We start from the raw sequence: 14,747 nt of genomic DNA on the forward strand, positions 1-14,747 counted from the left end.
CGCTGGCGCAGGCTAATCGAACACAATCGCCTGCAATGCCCCACCATTCCGCTTCAGCCAGTCCTTGCAGCGGTCGGTGTCGGGGCAGAGCTGCTCGCACAGTTTCCAGAATTTCGGGCCGTGGTTCATCTCCTTGAGATGCGCCACCTCATGCGCGACCAAGTAGTTTATCACCGGCGTCGGCGCCATCATGATGCGCCATGAGAAGGACAAATTGCCGTCGGAAGTGCAGGAGCCCCAGCGGCTCGACGTGTCCTTGAAGCGGATCGCCTTGGCGCGCTTGCCGATGGCCTCGGTATGCTTGACCACCAGCTTCTCGATGTCCTTCTTGGCCTCACGCCTGAGGAAATCGGCGATGCGGCGCGGCAAATGTATCCGCTCGCCATGGACGATCAGCAGCGGACCGCGCTCGTCGCGCGACACGGTGACGGTGCCGCGTTTCGACGGTTCGTGGACGATGCGATGCGCGACGCCGCGTATCGGGATCTTGATGCCGGGGCGCACTTGCGGCCGTGTCGGCACCTTGGCCAGACGCTGCTCCAGCCAGTCCTGGTGGCGGTGAAGGAATTTCTCCACCTCGCCGCGGCGCAAGCCCGGCGGCACGGTGATGCGCAGCCCCTGGCCGCCCGAATCGATGCGCAGCGTCAGCCGCCGTGCGCGGGCGCTCTCGACGATCCTGAGCGGCAGTGTGCGGCCGGCAACGACGTGCTCTCGCTCTTCGACAGGCGAGGGTTTTGGTTTGGTCAGGTTGCGGAAAAAGCCGAAGGACATGGCTGAACGATACGCGATTCGAGGAAAACGACCAGAACAAAAAAGAAACGGCGCCGCTCGCGCGACGCCGTCCATCATGCCAAGGCCTGTCTTAGAGCGCCGCGCGTCTCTGACGCGCAAAGGACGCTGTAGCACTCTAATTCGGCGCATGAACCTTTCCGAAAATCGGTTTCGATTTTCGGGGTCATGCGCGCAGCCTCAGTCGTCAAGCAGGTTCGGGCCCTTGCGCTTGGGCGTCGCGGGCTTGGCCGTTTCGGCCGAGCCTGTCTTTGCAGGCGCTGTCGACTTGTTGCGGTTGGCCATGAAGCGGTCGAACTCGTCCTGGTCCTTGGCGCGGCGCAATTCGCGGGCGTACTCATCGAACTCGCTCAGCATCTCATCGAGCTTGCGACGCTCTTCGGCGAGGCGTTCGAGTTCCTTCTCGCGCCAGTCGTCGAAAGCGACATTGCCGGTGCGGGCCGAACCGTGGCCCCAGCGCGCGGCCTTGTCGGAACCGCGACGGCAGCCGGCGAAGATGCCGTCGGTGGCCCGGTTGACGTCGCGCTTGAAGCCGTCAAGCCGGTCGCCCCAGATGATGTAGGCGAGCATGGCGAAGCCAAGCGGCCAGAACACCATGAAGCCGATCACCATCAGCGCGATGGTCGCCGGCGTCCAGGCCGGGCGGATCAATGCGGATGTGTTCATTTTCTCCCATTCCTTCGGTTGGAGACAGCCAAGAGCGGCTGCGTGGATTCGAAATGGGATGAGAAAAACGGCGATTCAAGACAACGTCCGCCAAAACCGGACAAGGTCCTGAATTGATTATCGCTTTTTGACCGCTTCGAGGAAAAGCACGACCAGGCCGGCGACCAAGCCCCAGAAGGCGGCGCCAACGCCGAACAAAGTCAGCCCCGACGCGGTGACAACGAAGGTGACAGTAGCCGCCATGCGCTGGTCCTCGTCCTTGAGCGCGATCGCCAGCGCGTTGGCCAGCGACCCCATCAACGCCAGGCCGGCCACCAGCGCGATCAGGCTTTGCGGCAGCACTGCGAAGATCGCCACCAGCGAGGCGCCGAAAACCGCGAAGATCAGATAGGCAAGTGCATAGAAGGGTCCGGTCTTCCAGCGCTCGGCCGGGTCGGGATGGACGTCCGGCCCGGTGCAGATCGCCGCAGAGATCGCGGCCAGATTGGTGGTCGAGCCGCCAAACGGCGCCGACAGCAGCGAGAACAGGCCGGTGACGCCGATCAGCGGGCCGGGTTCGGGGTGATAGCCGGCGGCGCGCAAGACGGCGAGACCCGACAGGTTCTGCGACGCCATGGTGACGAGGTAGAGCGGCAGCGCCAGGCCGATGACAGCTGCGGCGCTGAAATGCGGAGCAATCAGCGTCAGCGTCGACAGTTCCGGCGCCGGCAGTCCGCCGACGCGGCCTGTCAGGAAGGCGGCGATGCCGCCGCCGATCAGCACCGCCAGCACCGACAGCGCCGGGTTGAACAGGCGAATGACGAAGAAGGCCGCGATCAGCGGCAGGATCAGCCAGGGGTCGACCGGAATGGTCTTGACGGCATTGAGCGCGAAGGTGACGACGATGCCGGCCAGCATGCCGGACGCGACCGACGTCGGTATCCTTGATATAAGCTGGGTCAGCGGCTTGAACAGGCCGGTGGCGATCAACATCAAGCCGGTGACGATGAAGGCGCCGACCGCATCGGCCATGGTAAAGCCGCTCGATGCCGCCATCAGCGCCAGGCCTGGTGTCGACCAGGCGGTGATGATGGGCATTTTCGTGCGCCAGGACAGCCACAGGCATTCGATCGCCATCGCCACGCACACTGCCGTCACCCAGCTCGCGGTCTCGGCCTGGGTGGCGCCAACCGCCTTGGCGGCGGCAATGACGACGGCCAGCGTGCCGCCGAAGCCGACGATTGCCGCGACAAAGGCGGATATCGGGATGGAAATGCGCATTCTTGCCTACCCCGCCCGCTGAACCATGTCGCCCACCGCCCTCAGCAGCATGTCGAGATCCTGCGGCCGCGACAGGCGGTGGTCGCCGTCGGGAATGAGCGACAAGGTGACGTCGTCGGCCGGCAGCAGCGAGACCAGCTTCAGCGCATGGCTTGCCGGCACATCGGCATCGGCCAGGCCCTGCAGGATGTGGACGGGGCAATGGGTATCGATCGGCCCGGTCATGACCCGGTTCGCCCTGCCGTCCTCGATCAGCGCGCTTGTGTAGATGTAAGGCTCGGCGGAATAGTCCGAAGGTTCTTCGAAAAAGCCTTTCTCCCGAAGTTCGCGCCTCTGTGCCTCCGTCAGAGCCGGCTCGACCAGCTCGGCGGTGAAATCCGGCGCCGGCGCGAGCAGCACCAGGCCAACCACATTGCTGTCGCCCGCCTTGCGCAGCTCCTGCACCATGCGCAGCGCGATCCAGGCGCCCATCGACGAGCCGACCAGGATTTGCTTGCCCTCGGTGAAATGCCGGAAGGCGGCGAGGCTCTCGCCAAGCCATTTCGAGATAGTACCGTCGGCAAAGGCGCCGCCGGATTCGCCATGGCCGGAATAGTCGTGGCGCAGATATGCGCGGCCTTCCCTGGCCGCCCAATCCGACAGCGTTTGCGCCTTCGTGCCCAGCATGTCGGATTTGTAGCCGCCGAGCCAGACGACGCCGGGCGTTGCGCCCGAGGAATGGCGAACCGCGATATCGATGCCGTCGACATCCAGCAGGGTTTGGGTGGTCGCGGTCATGGCTGTGGATCAATCCTGGTTCTGGGGGCCTGATTGTGGGAGCCTGATTTTACTCGCCGGTCTTTTGACACAGGCACAGGCGAGGCGGAAAGTGCTCGCGACATCCTTTGTTTGGTGCAGGCCTGCGATCAGGGTGATTTTCTGTCAGCGCTGTGCTATTGACTCCGCCCGCGCGCTCACCACATTGGCGCGTCCTGAACATTCTAGATTGAAACCCTGAACGAAACGGCCAAGGAGACCACGACCATTCGCAGACCTTTCAAAGCAGCGGCGCCCACCAAAGATGGCCCGCGCTCCAACCGTGATATCCGGGTGCCCCGGGTCCAGCTGATCGACGCCGATGGCCAGAACCGCGGCGATATTTCCATCAACGACGCATTGCTGCTCGCCGAAGAGGCAGGGCTCGATCTGGTCGAGATCTCGCCCAATGCGGTGCCGCCTGTCGTCAAAATTCTCGATCTCGGCAAATTGAAATACGCCAACCAGAAGAAGGCGGCCGAGGCGCGCAAGAACCAGAAGGTCATCGAGATCAAGGAGATCAAGATGCGCCCGAACATCGACAGCCATGACTACGAAACCAAGATGAAGGCCGTGCGGCGCTTCTTCGAGGAAGGTGACAAGGTCAAGCTGACGCTGCGCTTCCGCGGCCGCGAGATGGCGCATATGGAACTCGGCATGCAGCTCCTGAACAAGGTGCGCGAGGAGACGGCTACCATCGCCAAGGTCGAAGCCGAGCCGAAGCTGGAAGGCCGCCAGATGATGATGGTGCTGGCCCCGCGCTAGATCAGTTCGGGCGTTGCGCTCTAAATCCGCCTGAATCCTGTCTCATGGCGTCCCGGCGATCGGCGGGACGCCTATTCTCCTGTCCAGACGCCGCGATCGCCGGCAAGTTTTTCGACGATCGGATTCCCGACATGGCCAATGAAATCAACCCTGCGCCCATCAAGGAGCTGGGCGGCTACCAGCACATGCGCCGCATGGTGCTTGCGGTGCTGGTGGTGGTGCTCTTTGCGGCACTGCTGTTCGGCCAGTCGACCTTCCCGCCCGATACCCCGGTGCATGAAACGATCGAGATGGTCGGCGTGCTGCTGATCTTCCTTGGCGTCGTCGGCCGCTTGTGGTCGACACTCTATATCGGCGGGCGCAAATCCTCCGAAGTGGTCACCGGCGGGCCCTATTCGATCACCCGCAATCCTCTCTACGTGTTCTCGACCGTTGCCGCCGCCGGCGTCGGGGCGCAGATCGGCTCGTTCTCCGGCATCGTCCTGTTTGCGCTTTTGTGCGCCGGCGCCTTCCACATCGTCATCCTGCGGGAAGAGCGGTACCTCAAGGAATTGCTCGGCGCCCCCTACAAGGCTTATCTGGCGCGGGTGCCGCGTTTCTTCCCCCAGCTGTCGCTCTACCAGGAAGGCGACACCGGCAGCTTCAAGCCGCGCCTCTTGCTGACCACCTTGCTCGACGGGCTGGTGTTTCTGGTGGCGTTGCCGGTGTTCGAGACCATCGATGGCGCCCAGCAATCGGGTATACTCCCGGTGCTGTTCAGGCTGCCCTAGGTAGGCCGATATTCAGGTGAGGCCGGCCTGACCTGAATCTCAACCCACCTATCGGAGCCCAGCCTTGCACCCTGAATTAAGACAGAGCGTCGCAGCCCTTCGGGTGTTGCGCGCCAGCCCGCTTTGACGTATAGGACCGCCGTTCCAAGAAAACCGCCCGGCAGGGCATGCCGTGGCGGTTTCATTTGCTTTTCGGGCTTTTGGTCCGCCCGAAGCGAACAAGAAGCGCGATTGTGCGCCACCAAGACGGAGTAGCAAAATGCCCAAGATGAAGACCAAATCGGCCGCCAAGAAGCGGTTCAAGATCACAGGTACGGGTAAAGTCCTGTCGGCTGCGGCCGGCAAGCGTCACGGCATGATCAAGCGTTCCAACAAGTTCATTCGAAATGCCCGCGGCACGATGGTTCTGGCTGAACCGGATGGCAAGAAGGTCATCAAGAATTTTCTGCCGAACGGCCTCTGAGCATTCGGTTTCAGGAACAGCGTTTAAGGAGATCATGACATGGCACGCGTAAAAAGAGGCGTCACCTCGCACGCCAAGCACAAGAAGGTCCTGAAAGCCGCGAAAGGCTTCTACGGCCGCCGCAAGAACACCATTCGCATCGCCAAGCAGGCGGTCGAAAAGTCGATGCAGTATGCGTATCGCGACCGCAAGAACCGCAAGCGCTCGTTCCGCGCGCTGTGGATCCAGCGCATCAACGCCGCGACGCACGAGCATGGCCTGACCTATGGCCGCTTCATCGACGGCCTCAACAAGTCCGGTATCGAGATCGATCGCAAGATCCTGTCCGACATGGCCATCCATGAACCGCAGGCGTTCGCCGCACTCGTGGCCAAGGCCAAGGTCGCGCTCGAATATCTGAAGAACACCACCCCGAATGCTTTTGAAAGCGCTGTCGCCTAGAGCATGATGCCAAAAAGTTGCTGACTTTTTGGACAACATCATGCTCAGGGAAATTTAGCGAGGAGCGCGATCTTTCCGAAAAGTCTGCAACTTTTCGGGATCGGGCTCCGAGCCCAGCGCTTCCCAGCATTCGCAATTCTGATTGGGGAACCCGCGCTGGCACGGCTGGCGCGGGTTTTTCTTATGGCTGAACTTTCAACTTGAAAGTGACTTTCACCTCAAAGTTGACTCCCAACACAGCGAGTTTGACCGTGAACGACATAGCTACCGGCTTGGATACTCTCGAAAACTCCCTGCTTGCCGACGTCGCGTCGGCCGCCGATGAGGCTGCTATCGAAGCCGTGCGCGTCGCGGCTCTCGGCAAGAAGGGGTCGATCTCGGAATTGCTGAAGACACTGGGCGCGATGAGCGCCGAGGAGCGCCAGGTCAAGGGCCCCGCGATCAACGGCCTGAAGAACCGCGTCACCGAAGCGCTGACGACACGCAAGGCCGAGCTGAAGGATGTGGCGGTCACGGCGCGCCTTGCCGCCGAGACGGTCGACGTGACGCTGCCGGTGCGGCAATCGCCGGCCGAGCGCGGCCGCATCCATCCGATCAGCCAGGTCATCGACGAGATCGCGGCGATCTTCGGCGATCTCGGCTTTGCCATCGCAGAAGGTCCCGATGTCGAGAGCGACTATTACAATTTCACCGCGCTGAATTTCCCCGAAGGGCATCCGGCGCGCGAGATGCACGATACCTTCTTTTTCCAGCCGGACGAAAAGGGCGAGCGCAAGCTGTTGCGCACGCACACCTCGCCGGTACAGATCCGCACCATGGAGAAGCAGAAGCCGCCGATCCGCATCGTCATTCCCGGCAAGACCTACCGGCAGGATTCCGACGCTACCCACTCGCCGATGTTCCATCAGGTCGAGGGGCTGGTGATCGACAAATCGGCCAATGTCGCCAACATGAAGTGGGTGCTGGAAGAATTCTGCAAGGCTTTCTTCGAGGTGCCGCAGGTCAAGATGCGCTTCCGGCCGTCGTTCTTCCCGTTCACCGAGCCAAGCCTCGAGGTCGACATCCAATGCGACCGCTCGCGGCCCGGCGAAGTGCGCTTCGGCGAAGGCTCCGACTGGATGGAGATCCTCGGCTGCGGCATGGTCCACCCCAATGTGCTTCGCGCCGGCGGGCTCGATCCCGACGAATATCAGGGCTTTGCCTGGGGCATGGGAATCGACCGCATCGCCATGCTGAAATACGGCATGCCGGACCTGCGCGCCTTCTTCGACGCCGATGTGCGCTGGCTGTCGCATTACGGTTTCCGGCCGCTCGACATGCCGACGCTGTTCGGAGGTCTTTCCGCATGACGGCGCCGCACGCCGGTGGCTGCCGCTGCGGCGCGGTACGGTTCGAGGCCTCGGTCGAACCGCACCATGTCAGCTATTGCCATTGCGGCGATTGCCGGCGCGCCAGCGGCGCGCCGGTGTCGGCCTTTGTCGGCTTCCTTACCGAGCAGGTGGCTTTCACCGGCAAGGCGCTGAAAATGTACGAGAACGGCCCGGTTACACGCTCGTTCTGCGGCATTTGCGGTTCGCCGATCGCCTATGTCGATGAGCGGTTGGAAGACCACATCTACTTCATGCTCGGCGCCATGGACATGCCGGCCTGTTTCCGGCCGACGCACCATGCCTATGTGCGCGAGCAACTGCCTTTCCTGCATATGCCCGACGACTTGCCGCGCCATTTGAAGACAAGCGTGCCCAGACCCGATGGACAAGGTCCGGGCGGGTACAGACAAAACGGAACACAGTGATGAAACTCACCCTTTCCTGGCTCAAGGATCATCTCGACACCGACGCCACGCTCGACGAGATCGTCGAGAGGCTGACCTCGATCGGCCTCGAAGTCGAGCATGTCGACGACAAGGCCGGCCTGAAGCCGTTCGTCATCGCCAAGGTGCTGACGGCGGTGCAGCATCCCGACGCCGACCGGCTGCGGGTGCTGACCGTCGACACCGGCAATGGCGCAGCCCCTGTCCAGGTGGTGTGCGGTGCGCCGAATGCCCGCGCCGGCCTGATCGGCGCCTTCGCCGCGCCCGGCGCCTATGTGCCCGGTATCGACGTGACGCTGACCGTCGGCAAGATCCGCGGCGTCGAGAGCCATGGCATGATGTGTTCCGAGCGCGAGCTGGAGCTGTCGGATGAGCACAATGGCATTATCGACCTGCCGGCCGATGCGCCTGTCGGCACCAGCTTCGCGGCTTACGCGCATCTCGACGATCCGGTGATCGAGATCAATCTGACGCCGAACCGGCCGGATGCGACCAGCATTTACGGCGTCGCCCGGGACCTGGCGGCAAGCGGGCTTGGCCGGCTCAAGACCGCGCCGGTCGAAGCGGTCCTTGGCAAAGGTGAAACGCCGGTCAAGGTGACCATCGAGGCGCCTGAGCTCTGCCCCGGTTTCGCGCTGCGCCTGGTGAAAGGCGTGAAGAACGGGCCGTCGCCGAAATGGCTGCAGCAAAGGCTGATCGCCATCGGCTTGCGCCCGATCAGCGCGCTGGTCGACATCACCAACTACGTCACCTTCGACCGTGGCCGGCCGCTGCATGTGTTCGATGCCAAGAAGGTCGCCGGCAATCTCGTCGTGCGCCGCGCACGCGACGGCGAGAAGGTGCTGGCGCTTGACGGGCGCGAATACACGCTGACGCCGCAGATGTGCGTGATCGCCGACGACAATGGCGTCGAATCGATCGCCGGTGTCATGGGCGGCGAGCATTCCGGCTGCGACGAGAACACCACGGACGTGCTGATCGAATCCGCTCTTTGGGATCCGATCACCACGGCCCGCACCGGCCGTACGCTCGGCATCATCACCGATGCCCGTTACCGTTTCGAGCGTGGCGTCGACCCGGAATTCATGGTGCCCGGCGTCGAGCTGGCGACAAAGCTGGTGCTGGAGTTCTGCGGCGGAGAGCCGACCGAGACGGAGGTGGTCGGCTATGCCGGCTACAAGCCGAAGATCGTTTCCTTCCCGATCTCGGAAGTGAAGCGGCTGACCGGCATCGAGGTGCCGAAGGCGGAAAGCCTCGACATCCTGACCCGCCTCGGCTTCAAGCCGTCAGGCTCGGGCGACGTCGTCGATGTCGCTGTGCCGTCCTGGCGTCCTGACGTCGACGGCAAGGCCGACCTGGTCGAGGAAGTGATGCGCATCCACGGCGTCGACAACATCGCGCCGCAGCCGCTCGGCTCGCATGACGCGGTCAACTCCAAGATACTGACGACGCTGCAGGTTCGCACCCGCACTGCCAAGCGCTCGCTCGCCGTGCGGGGCATGCTGGAGGTTCTCACCTGGTCGTTCATCCCGGCCAAACACGCCGAACTGTTCGGCGGCGGCCAGACGGCGCTGAAGCTCGCCAATCCGATTGCAGCCGACATGTCCGATATGCGGCCCTCGCTGTTGCCCGGCCTGATCGTCGCCGCGCAGCGCAATGCCGACAAGGGCATCGGCGATATCGCGCTGTTCGAGGTCTCCGGTACCTATGAGGGCGACGGCCCCGACCAGCAGCGGCGCGTTGCCGCCGGTGTGCGCCGCGGCACCGCCAAGCTCGACGGTTCCGGCCGCAGTTGGGCCGGCAATTCCGGTCCGGTCGGCGTGTTCGACGCCAAAGCCGACGCGATTGCAGCGCTGGAAGCCTGCGGCGCGCCGGTCGACAGGCTGCAGATCGAGCCAGGCGGTCCGGCCTGGTATCATCCCGGCCGCTCCGGCACGATCAAGCTCGGCCCGAAGACAGTGCTCGGCACCTTCGGCGAGTTCCACCCGAAGACGCTGGAGGGGTTGGACGTTTCCGGACCGATCTGCGGTTTCGAGGTCTATATCGACGCCGTGCCCGAGCCGAAGGCCAAGCCGACGAAAACCAAGCCAAAGCTGGAGCTGTCCGCCTTCCAGGCGGTGAAGCGCGACTTTGCTTTCGTCGTCGACAAGACGGTGGAGGCCGGCGCGCTGGTGCGCGCGGCGCTCGCCGCCGACAAGAAGCTGGTCACCGGCGTTTCGGTGTTCGATGTGTTCGAGGGGGCATCTCTCGGGACCGCCAAGAAGTCGGTTGCCATCGAAGTATCTATCCAGCCGGTTGAAAAGACGCTCACCGACGAGGATTTCGAGGCGCTGGCCAAGCGCATCGTCGACAATGTTGGCAAGCAAACGGGCGGCGTGCTGAGGACGTAAAGGGATTGCCGGCAGGGGTGGCGAATCGCCCTCCTACTGGGAGTTGATTTGCTAGGGCAAGGCCGGATTGAAACGGAAGCTCAGGTCGTAAAACCGCGCGGGCTCCTACGCGGTCACGTCCAGCCTCGACAGAATACCTTGATACGTCCTGATGTGTTCCTGGGCGTGCTCAATATCTGTTTGTGTGGTGTCGCGCCATTCGGGATGCTCGATAGTGCTTTCTCTTGTTTTCAAATGCCCTGTTTCAAGCAATTCAACTTGCCGTTCGAGGACCTCGATCCGGGCGTTGATATCCTTTCGGTATGCGATGAGCACCGCAAGCCGAACGACGTTGGTAGGTATCTCGACGGGGCGTTGATCCTCGCGCCTGCTACCGCGCTCGTAATTTTCGATGGAACCACGTGAGACGCCGAGAACTGCGGCTGCAGCTTCTTGCGATAGCCCGAGATCCTTGCGCCAAGCCTTGAACTGTTCCGGTGTCATATTGGAATCTCCATTTTCGTGGCACGGAGTATCAGTTGCGTACTGAGTACGCAAGAGTTTTCTTCATACTCAGTACGAATTCTGACTCCGCAATGAGATAAGATCTCAAGTGTCCGGATTGCGGATCGACAGCGAATCGCCCTCCAAAGGGTGATGGATCATCTGCGCTATTCCGGGTTCTCGTTCGAAGCACAACGCGAAGCGCTTCTCGCCATCGTGTCGGCGGATCCACTGGTTCGCGACGCGCTGGCGCAGGCACGCTCGCTTGACCTGCCGGATTGGCTGGTGGTTTCAGGCGCGCTCTATAATTCCGTCTGGAACCATCTGACCGGCAAGCCATCGGGCTACGGCATCAAGGATGTTGATCTTTTCTACTTCGATGACAGCGACCTGTCCTACGAGGCCGAGGACGGTGTGATTGCCCGCACCGCTACGGTCTTCGCCGGCCTGCCGCTACCGGTCGAGGTGCGCAACCAGGCGCGGGTGCATCTGTGGTATCCGCAGAAATTCGGCCGGCCCTGCCCGCGCTATACCAGCTCCAGCCACGCGCTCCGCTTTTTCGCCTCGAGGACTCACGCGGTTGGCGTTCGCTACGACGCGGATGGGCAGCTTGAACTGGTGGCGCCGTTTGGGCTCGACGATATCTTCTCGTTTCGCATCACGCCGAACCGGGTGATGGACAACCAGCAGACGCATGAGGCCAAGGGCAGGCGTGCCAAGGATACCTGGCCAGAGATATCGGTTGTACCTTGGTGATTTTTCACAAAGGTCGAAGGTGTCGATTCGCTGCAATTTTCAAGCGGTCATCGACCAAATCCACAAGATAATGTGTCCATCAGTGTGGAGGCCACAAAATATCGTTGCGCCAGATGGACTCAAATGCAGAATCGTGTTTCTTTTTGAGGGCTGGCTAAAAGAATGGGTCGACCACAGATTGCAGTCTGCGGCCGACCTTTGGTCAGACCCAGCAATTAACCCGTCGAGGGAGCTGGGCCGGTCTCGATTAAAGACGTGATCACTGAATCACGGCTGATTCGCCGCGTCAACCCTCGGCTTTGTTGTCCACAATGGAAGGACAAAGTAATGAGCGTTTATGGCCTGACCAAGGTGCCGCTTGGCACCAAGAAGCGTACCGGAGAAACCTGCCCCGAGAGCGGCGTCTGGAAGGTGGACGATCCTCGCGACTCCACCACTGGACCCTTTGCGAAGGGCAATACTTTCCCTCCGTACAAGGGAAAGGCAGTTACCTGGGTTCTCATTCAGTACGCCTAGCTGAAGACAAGGGGCTGAGCCGCATGGTTCAGCCCCTTTTGATCTGGCTATTGCTGCAAACTCACCCATTCACCAGCGCCAGCAATTCCTCGGTGTACCGCTTACCCACCACCTTGTCCGGCGACAGAGCATCGCCGATCGCCGCCACTTCGGCCGCACTCAGCTCGATCCCGGCCGCCGCCGTGTTCTGCTCGAGATGGCGGATTTTCCGCGCGCCGGGGATCGGCACGATGAAGTCGCCCTGGTGCAGCACCCAGGCCAGCGCCAGTTGCGCCGAGGTGACGCCTTTTTCCGTCGCCAGCTTTTCCAGCGTGGCGATCACCTTGGCATTGGCCGCCATGGCGTCGGCCTGGAAGCGGGGCAAGGTGCGGCGCCAGTCGTCGTCGCTCAGGGCCTCGGGCTTGGCGATGGTGCCGGTAAGCAGGCCGCGGCCGAGCGGGCTGTAGGGGACAAAGCCGATGCCGAGTTCGCGGCAGAGATCTAACACCTCGTCTTCGGGGTCGCGGCTCCACAGCGAGTATTCGCTCTGCACGGCAGCAATCGGATGCACGGCGTGCGCCCGGCGGATGGTGGCGGCACTGACCTCCGACAGGCCCAGCGCCCGTACCTTGCCGTCGCGCACCAGTTCGGCCATGGCGCCGACCGTGTCCTCGATCGGCACGTTGGGATCGACACGATGCTGGTAGTAGAGGTCGATGACATCGGTATCGAGCCGCTTCAGCGAGGCTTCCGCCACCGCTTTGACGTGCTCGGGACGGCTGTCGACGCCGACCATGCGCCCGAGGCCCGAGCCTTCCTCGGAAATCTTGAAGCCGAATTTGGTCGCGATCGTCACCTTGTCGCGCACCGGCTTCAACGCCTTGCCGAGAAGGATCTCGTTCTCAAAGGGACCATAGACTTCGGCGGTGTCGAAAAACGTCACGCCGATCTCGACAGCGCGGCGCAGCGTGGCGATTGCGTCAACCTCTGCCTGACCGCCATAGGCGAAGCTCATGCCCATGCAGCCGAGGCCGACGGGGAAGACTTCGAGTTCAGTACCAAGTTTGCGGGTTTTCATGGCGCGTCTCCTTGTTGCGATGAAAGGGAGATAGCGCCTGGCTTTACGTTCGATAATCGGCTGTCATTCGCACGGGCTGTTCTATAAAATAGAGCAATGAACCGAGCGCATCTTTCTCAACTGGCTGTACTGGCAACAGTCGCCCAATGCGGCAGTTTTCGTGGCGCGGCGCGCGAACTGGCCATCGCGCCCTCGGCAGTGAGCCATGCCGTGTCCAGCCTGGAGGCGCGGCTCGGCGTGCGGCTTTTGGCGCGCAGCACCCGCAGCGTAGCGCCAACGGAAGAGGGCGCGCAGTTGCTCGAACGGCTGCGGCCGGCGCTGTCCGAGATCGATCTGGCGCTGGAAACGGCGATTGAGGCGCGCGACCGGCCGGCCGGCAACCTGCGGCTGACCGTGCCGCGCACCGCGGCCCACCTGGCATTGACGCCCAGGCTCGGCGGCTTTGCCGCGGCCTATCCCGACATCGTGCTGGAAATCGTCATCGAGGATCGCTTCACCGACGTCGTCGAAGGCGGCTTCGATGCCGGCGTGCGGCTCGGTGAGAGCCTGCAGCGCGACATGATCGCGGTGCGCATCGGACCGGACCTTCGCGGCGCCGTGGTCGGCGCGCCATCCTATTTCGCGACCATGCCAAGACCCCGTCATCCGCGCGATCTTGCCGACCACCGCTGCATCCGCTTCCGTTTTTCCAGCGGCATTCTTTACCGCTGGGAATTCGAGAAGGATGGCGAAGAGATCGAGATCGCGGCGCAAGGGCCGCTGATCCTCGACGAAGACCATCTGATCGCCCAGGCAGCGGTCGACGGCGCAGGGCTCGCCTTCGTCTTCGACGATTATGTGCGCGCACCGCTCGCTGACGGCCGCTTGATCCACGTGCTGGAAGACTGGTGTCCGCCCTTCGACGGCTTCTTCGTCTACTACCCCAGCCGCCGCCAGATGCGCCCGGCGCTGCGGGCGTTTGTGGATTTCTTCAAGGTGAGTGGTTAGCCACCCTCCCCCTTGTGGGGAGGGCCGATCCGCGTAGCGGATCGGGGTGGGGGTCTTCGTAGGGCGACACCCCCACCCCGTCGCTTCGCGCCGACCCTCCCCACAAGGGGGAGGGTGGAAGAAAGCCCATCTGCCATTCGTTCACCAACCATGCCGGCATCCATCACCAACAACTCAACCCGCTACGGCTGGGCGGCGATCGTCCTCCACTGGCTGATCGGCATCCTGTTCATGGGCCAGTTCATGCTCGGCTTCATCATGGTGCGGTTGACCAGCCAGCGCACCGCCTTCGAGCTGATCCAGCTGCACAAATCCTTCGGCTTCCTGCTGCTCGGCCTCCTTATCCTGCGCATTGCCTGGCGGCTCGGCAATGCGGCCCCGGCCTTGCCGGCCTCGGTCGGAGGCCTGGAGCGTCGGACGGCGCCGCTGGCGCATCTGGCGCTTTATGGCTTCCAGCTCGCGCTGCCGCTGTCCGGCTGGGCACTGGTTTCGGTGTCGATGCTGGAGATCCCCAGCATGCCGTTCAACCTTTTCGTGATGCCGAACCTGCCGCTCGGCGTGTCCGACGAGGCGGAAAACTTCTGGGCGGTAGCACACTGGTATCTCGCCTATGCCGGCATTGCCTTGGTTGCGCTGCATGCGCTGGCGGCGCTGCGGCATCATTTCTGGCTGCGCGACAGCGTGCTCACGCGCATGATCACGCCTTCGTCAGATCAGGACATGGAATAGCGCGCGCCGCGCATTCGTTCATTGGAGTGAGGGCGCAACACTTCGCCTGCCCCAGAAGGACAAAACC

17 protein-coding genes are annotated in these 14,747 nt (G+C 62.6%); 11 read left to right on the forward strand and 6 right to left on the reverse strand.

The annotated features are described in order from the left end of the window. Nucleotides 1-12: 12 nt before the first annotated feature. From NL532_RS02660 to NL532_RS02675, 4 genes are all read right to left on the reverse strand, one after another. Nucleotides 13-771 (reverse strand): M48 family metallopeptidase, encoded by a 759-nt coding sequence (locus NL532_RS02660; protein WP_023672287.1) that lies wholly within the window; start codon nucleotides 769-771, stop codon nucleotides 13-15. A gap of 198 nt (nucleotides 772-969) precedes the next feature. Then, nucleotides 970-1,455: a DUF2852 domain-containing protein gene (locus NL532_RS02665; RefSeq protein WP_023672286.1), complete on the reverse strand. Its 486-nt coding sequence runs from the start codon at nucleotides 1,453-1,455 to the stop codon at nucleotides 970-972. 117 nt (nucleotides 1,456-1,572) lie between these two features. After that, nucleotides 1,573-2,715, reverse strand: a complete 1,143-nt coding sequence (locus tag NL532_RS02670) for a benzoate/H(+) symporter BenE family transporter (RefSeq protein ID WP_023814513.1) — start codon at nucleotides 2,713-2,715, stop codon at nucleotides 1,573-1,575. 6 nt (nucleotides 2,716-2,721) lie between these two features. Further along, nucleotides 2,722-3,492, reverse strand: a complete 771-nt coding sequence (locus tag NL532_RS02675) for an alpha/beta hydrolase (RefSeq protein ID WP_023828828.1) — start codon at nucleotides 3,490-3,492, stop codon at nucleotides 2,722-2,724. 246 nt (nucleotides 3,493-3,738) lie between these two features. Here NL532_RS02675 and infC point away from each other — a divergent pair, with 246 nt between their 5' ends. The 7 genes from infC (at nucleotide 3,739) to pheT (ending at nucleotide 10,152) form a co-directional block, all read left to right on the forward strand. Continuing rightward, nucleotides 3,739-4,275, forward strand: coding sequence for a translation initiation factor IF-3 (infC, locus tag NL532_RS02680; RefSeq protein ID WP_023744911.1), 537 nt, complete (start codon nucleotides 3,739-3,741; stop codon nucleotides 4,273-4,275). 131 nt (nucleotides 4,276-4,406) lie between these two features. Beyond that, nucleotides 4,407-5,045 (forward strand): methyltransferase family protein, encoded by a 639-nt coding sequence (locus NL532_RS02685; protein WP_023805790.1) that lies wholly within the window; start codon nucleotides 4,407-4,409, stop codon nucleotides 5,043-5,045. A gap of 259 nt (nucleotides 5,046-5,304) precedes the next feature. Continuing rightward, nucleotides 5,305-5,508: a 50S ribosomal protein L35 gene (gene rpmI, locus NL532_RS02690; protein ID WP_006201248.1), complete on the forward strand. Its 204-nt coding sequence runs from the start codon at nucleotides 5,305-5,307 to the stop codon at nucleotides 5,506-5,508. Between the two features lie 39 nt (nucleotides 5,509-5,547). Then, on the forward strand, nucleotides 5,548-5,949 hold the full coding sequence (gene rplT / locus NL532_RS02695; protein ID WP_023672281.1) for a 50S ribosomal protein L20: 402 nt from the start codon (nucleotides 5,548-5,550) through the stop codon (nucleotides 5,947-5,949). A gap of 251 nt (nucleotides 5,950-6,200) precedes the next feature. After that, nucleotides 6,201-7,298 (forward strand): phenylalanine--tRNA ligase subunit alpha, encoded by a 1,098-nt coding sequence (gene pheS / locus NL532_RS02700; protein WP_023696008.1) that lies wholly within the window; start codon nucleotides 6,201-6,203, stop codon nucleotides 7,296-7,298. Beyond that, entirely contained in the window at nucleotides 7,295-7,744 is a 450-nt protein-coding gene (locus tag NL532_RS02705; RefSeq protein ID WP_023687441.1) for a GFA family protein, read from the forward strand. Before pheS ends, NL532_RS02705 begins: the two co-directional genes overlap by 4 nt. Further along, entirely contained in the window at nucleotides 7,744-10,152 is a 2,409-nt protein-coding gene (pheT, locus tag NL532_RS02710; protein ID WP_023828829.1) for a phenylalanine--tRNA ligase subunit beta, read from the forward strand. The genes NL532_RS02705 and pheT overlap by 1 nt, the downstream gene beginning before the upstream one ends. 105 nt (nucleotides 10,153-10,257) lie before the next feature. Here pheT and NL532_RS02715 read toward each other — a convergent pair whose 3' ends face one another. After that, the gene (locus NL532_RS02715; RefSeq protein ID WP_023710419.1) at nucleotides 10,258-10,635 is read right to left on the reverse strand and encodes a helix-turn-helix domain-containing protein; all 378 of its coding nucleotides are present in this window, start codon (nucleotides 10,633-10,635) and stop codon (nucleotides 10,258-10,260) included. 153 nt (nucleotides 10,636-10,788) lie between these two features. Here NL532_RS02715 and NL532_RS02720 point away from each other — a divergent pair, with 153 nt between their 5' ends. Further along, the gene (locus NL532_RS02720; RefSeq protein WP_023828830.1) at nucleotides 10,789-11,391 is read left to right on the forward strand and encodes a nucleotidyltransferase family protein; all 603 of its coding nucleotides are present in this window, start codon (nucleotides 10,789-10,791) and stop codon (nucleotides 11,389-11,391) included. A gap of 327 nt (nucleotides 11,392-11,718) precedes the next feature. Further along, nucleotides 11,719-11,907 (forward strand): hypothetical protein, encoded by a 189-nt coding sequence (locus tag NL532_RS02725; protein ID WP_031199013.1) that lies wholly within the window; start codon nucleotides 11,719-11,721, stop codon nucleotides 11,905-11,907. Between the two features lie 61 nt (nucleotides 11,908-11,968). On the opposite strand, the gene NL532_RS02730 is transcribed toward NL532_RS02725, so the two are convergent. Then, a complete protein-coding gene (locus tag NL532_RS02730; RefSeq protein ID WP_023828831.1) occupies nucleotides 11,969-12,964 on the reverse strand; it encodes an aldo/keto reductase in 996 nt (331 codons plus the stop codon). Between the two features lie 96 nt (nucleotides 12,965-13,060). On the opposite strand from NL532_RS02730, the gene NL532_RS02735 reads away from it, so the two are divergent. Together NL532_RS02735 and NL532_RS02740 are read left to right on the forward strand one after the other, a co-directional pair. Next, nucleotides 13,061-13,951, forward strand: a complete 891-nt coding sequence (locus NL532_RS02735) for a LysR family transcriptional regulator (protein WP_023828832.1) — start codon at nucleotides 13,061-13,063, stop codon at nucleotides 13,949-13,951. 150 nt (nucleotides 13,952-14,101) lie between these two features. Continuing rightward, complete coding sequence (locus tag NL532_RS02740) at nucleotides 14,102-14,680, forward strand: cytochrome b (protein WP_023828833.1); 579 nt, start codon at nucleotides 14,102-14,104, stop codon at nucleotides 14,678-14,680. Nucleotides 14,681-14,747: the final 67 nt, after the last annotated feature.

Source organism: Mesorhizobium sp. C120A (assembly GCF_030323105.1).
GTDB lineage: Bacteria > Pseudomonadota > Alphaproteobacteria > Rhizobiales > Rhizobiaceae > Mesorhizobium.

What these genes read in the sequence shown, in the direction of transcription:
- NL532_RS02660 (WP_023672287.1), bottom strand. Translation starts at nt 771, where the DNA reads ATGTCCTTCGGCTTTTTCCGCAACCTGACCAAACCAAAACCCTCGCCT.
- NL532_RS02665 (WP_023672286.1), bottom strand. Translation starts at nt 1,455, where the DNA reads ATGAACACATCCGCATTGATCCGCCCGGCCTGGACGCCGGCGACCATC.
- NL532_RS02670 (WP_023814513.1), bottom strand. Translation starts at nt 2,715, where the DNA reads ATGCGCATTTCCATCCCGATATCCGCCTTTGTCGCGGCAATCGTCGGC.
- NL532_RS02675 (WP_023828828.1), bottom strand. Translation starts at nt 3,492, where the DNA reads ATGACCGCGACCACCCAAACCCTGCTGGATGTCGACGGCATCGATATC.
- NL532_RS02685 (WP_023805790.1), top strand. Translation starts at nt 4,407, where the DNA reads ATGGCCAATGAAATCAACCCTGCGCCCATCAAGGAGCTGGGCGGCTAC.
- rpmI (WP_006201248.1), top strand. Translation starts at nt 5,305, where the DNA reads ATGCCCAAGATGAAGACCAAATCGGCCGCCAAGAAGCGGTTCAAGATC.
- rplT (WP_023672281.1), top strand. Translation starts at nt 5,548, where the DNA reads ATGGCACGCGTAAAAAGAGGCGTCACCTCGCACGCCAAGCACAAGAAG.
- NL532_RS02705 (WP_023687441.1), top strand. Translation starts at nt 7,295, where the DNA reads ATGACGGCGCCGCACGCCGGTGGCTGCCGCTGCGGCGCGGTACGGTTC.
- pheT (WP_023828829.1), top strand. Translation starts at nt 7,744, where the DNA reads ATGAAACTCACCCTTTCCTGGCTCAAGGATCATCTCGACACCGACGCC.
- NL532_RS02715 (WP_023710419.1), bottom strand. Translation starts at nt 10,635, where the DNA reads ATGACACCGGAACAGTTCAAGGCTTGGCGCAAGGATCTCGGGCTATCG.
- NL532_RS02720 (WP_023828830.1), top strand. Translation starts at nt 10,789, where the DNA reads ATGGATCATCTGCGCTATTCCGGGTTCTCGTTCGAAGCACAACGCGAA.
- NL532_RS02725 (WP_031199013.1), top strand. Translation starts at nt 11,719, where the DNA reads ATGAGCGTTTATGGCCTGACCAAGGTGCCGCTTGGCACCAAGAAGCGT.
- NL532_RS02730 (WP_023828831.1), bottom strand. Translation starts at nt 12,964, where the DNA reads ATGAAAACCCGCAAACTTGGTACTGAACTCGAAGTCTTCCCCGTCGGC.
- NL532_RS02735 (WP_023828832.1), top strand. Translation starts at nt 13,061, where the DNA reads ATGAACCGAGCGCATCTTTCTCAACTGGCTGTACTGGCAACAGTCGCC.
- NL532_RS02740 (WP_023828833.1), top strand. Translation starts at nt 14,102, where the DNA reads ATGCCGGCATCCATCACCAACAACTCAACCCGCTACGGCTGGGCGGCG.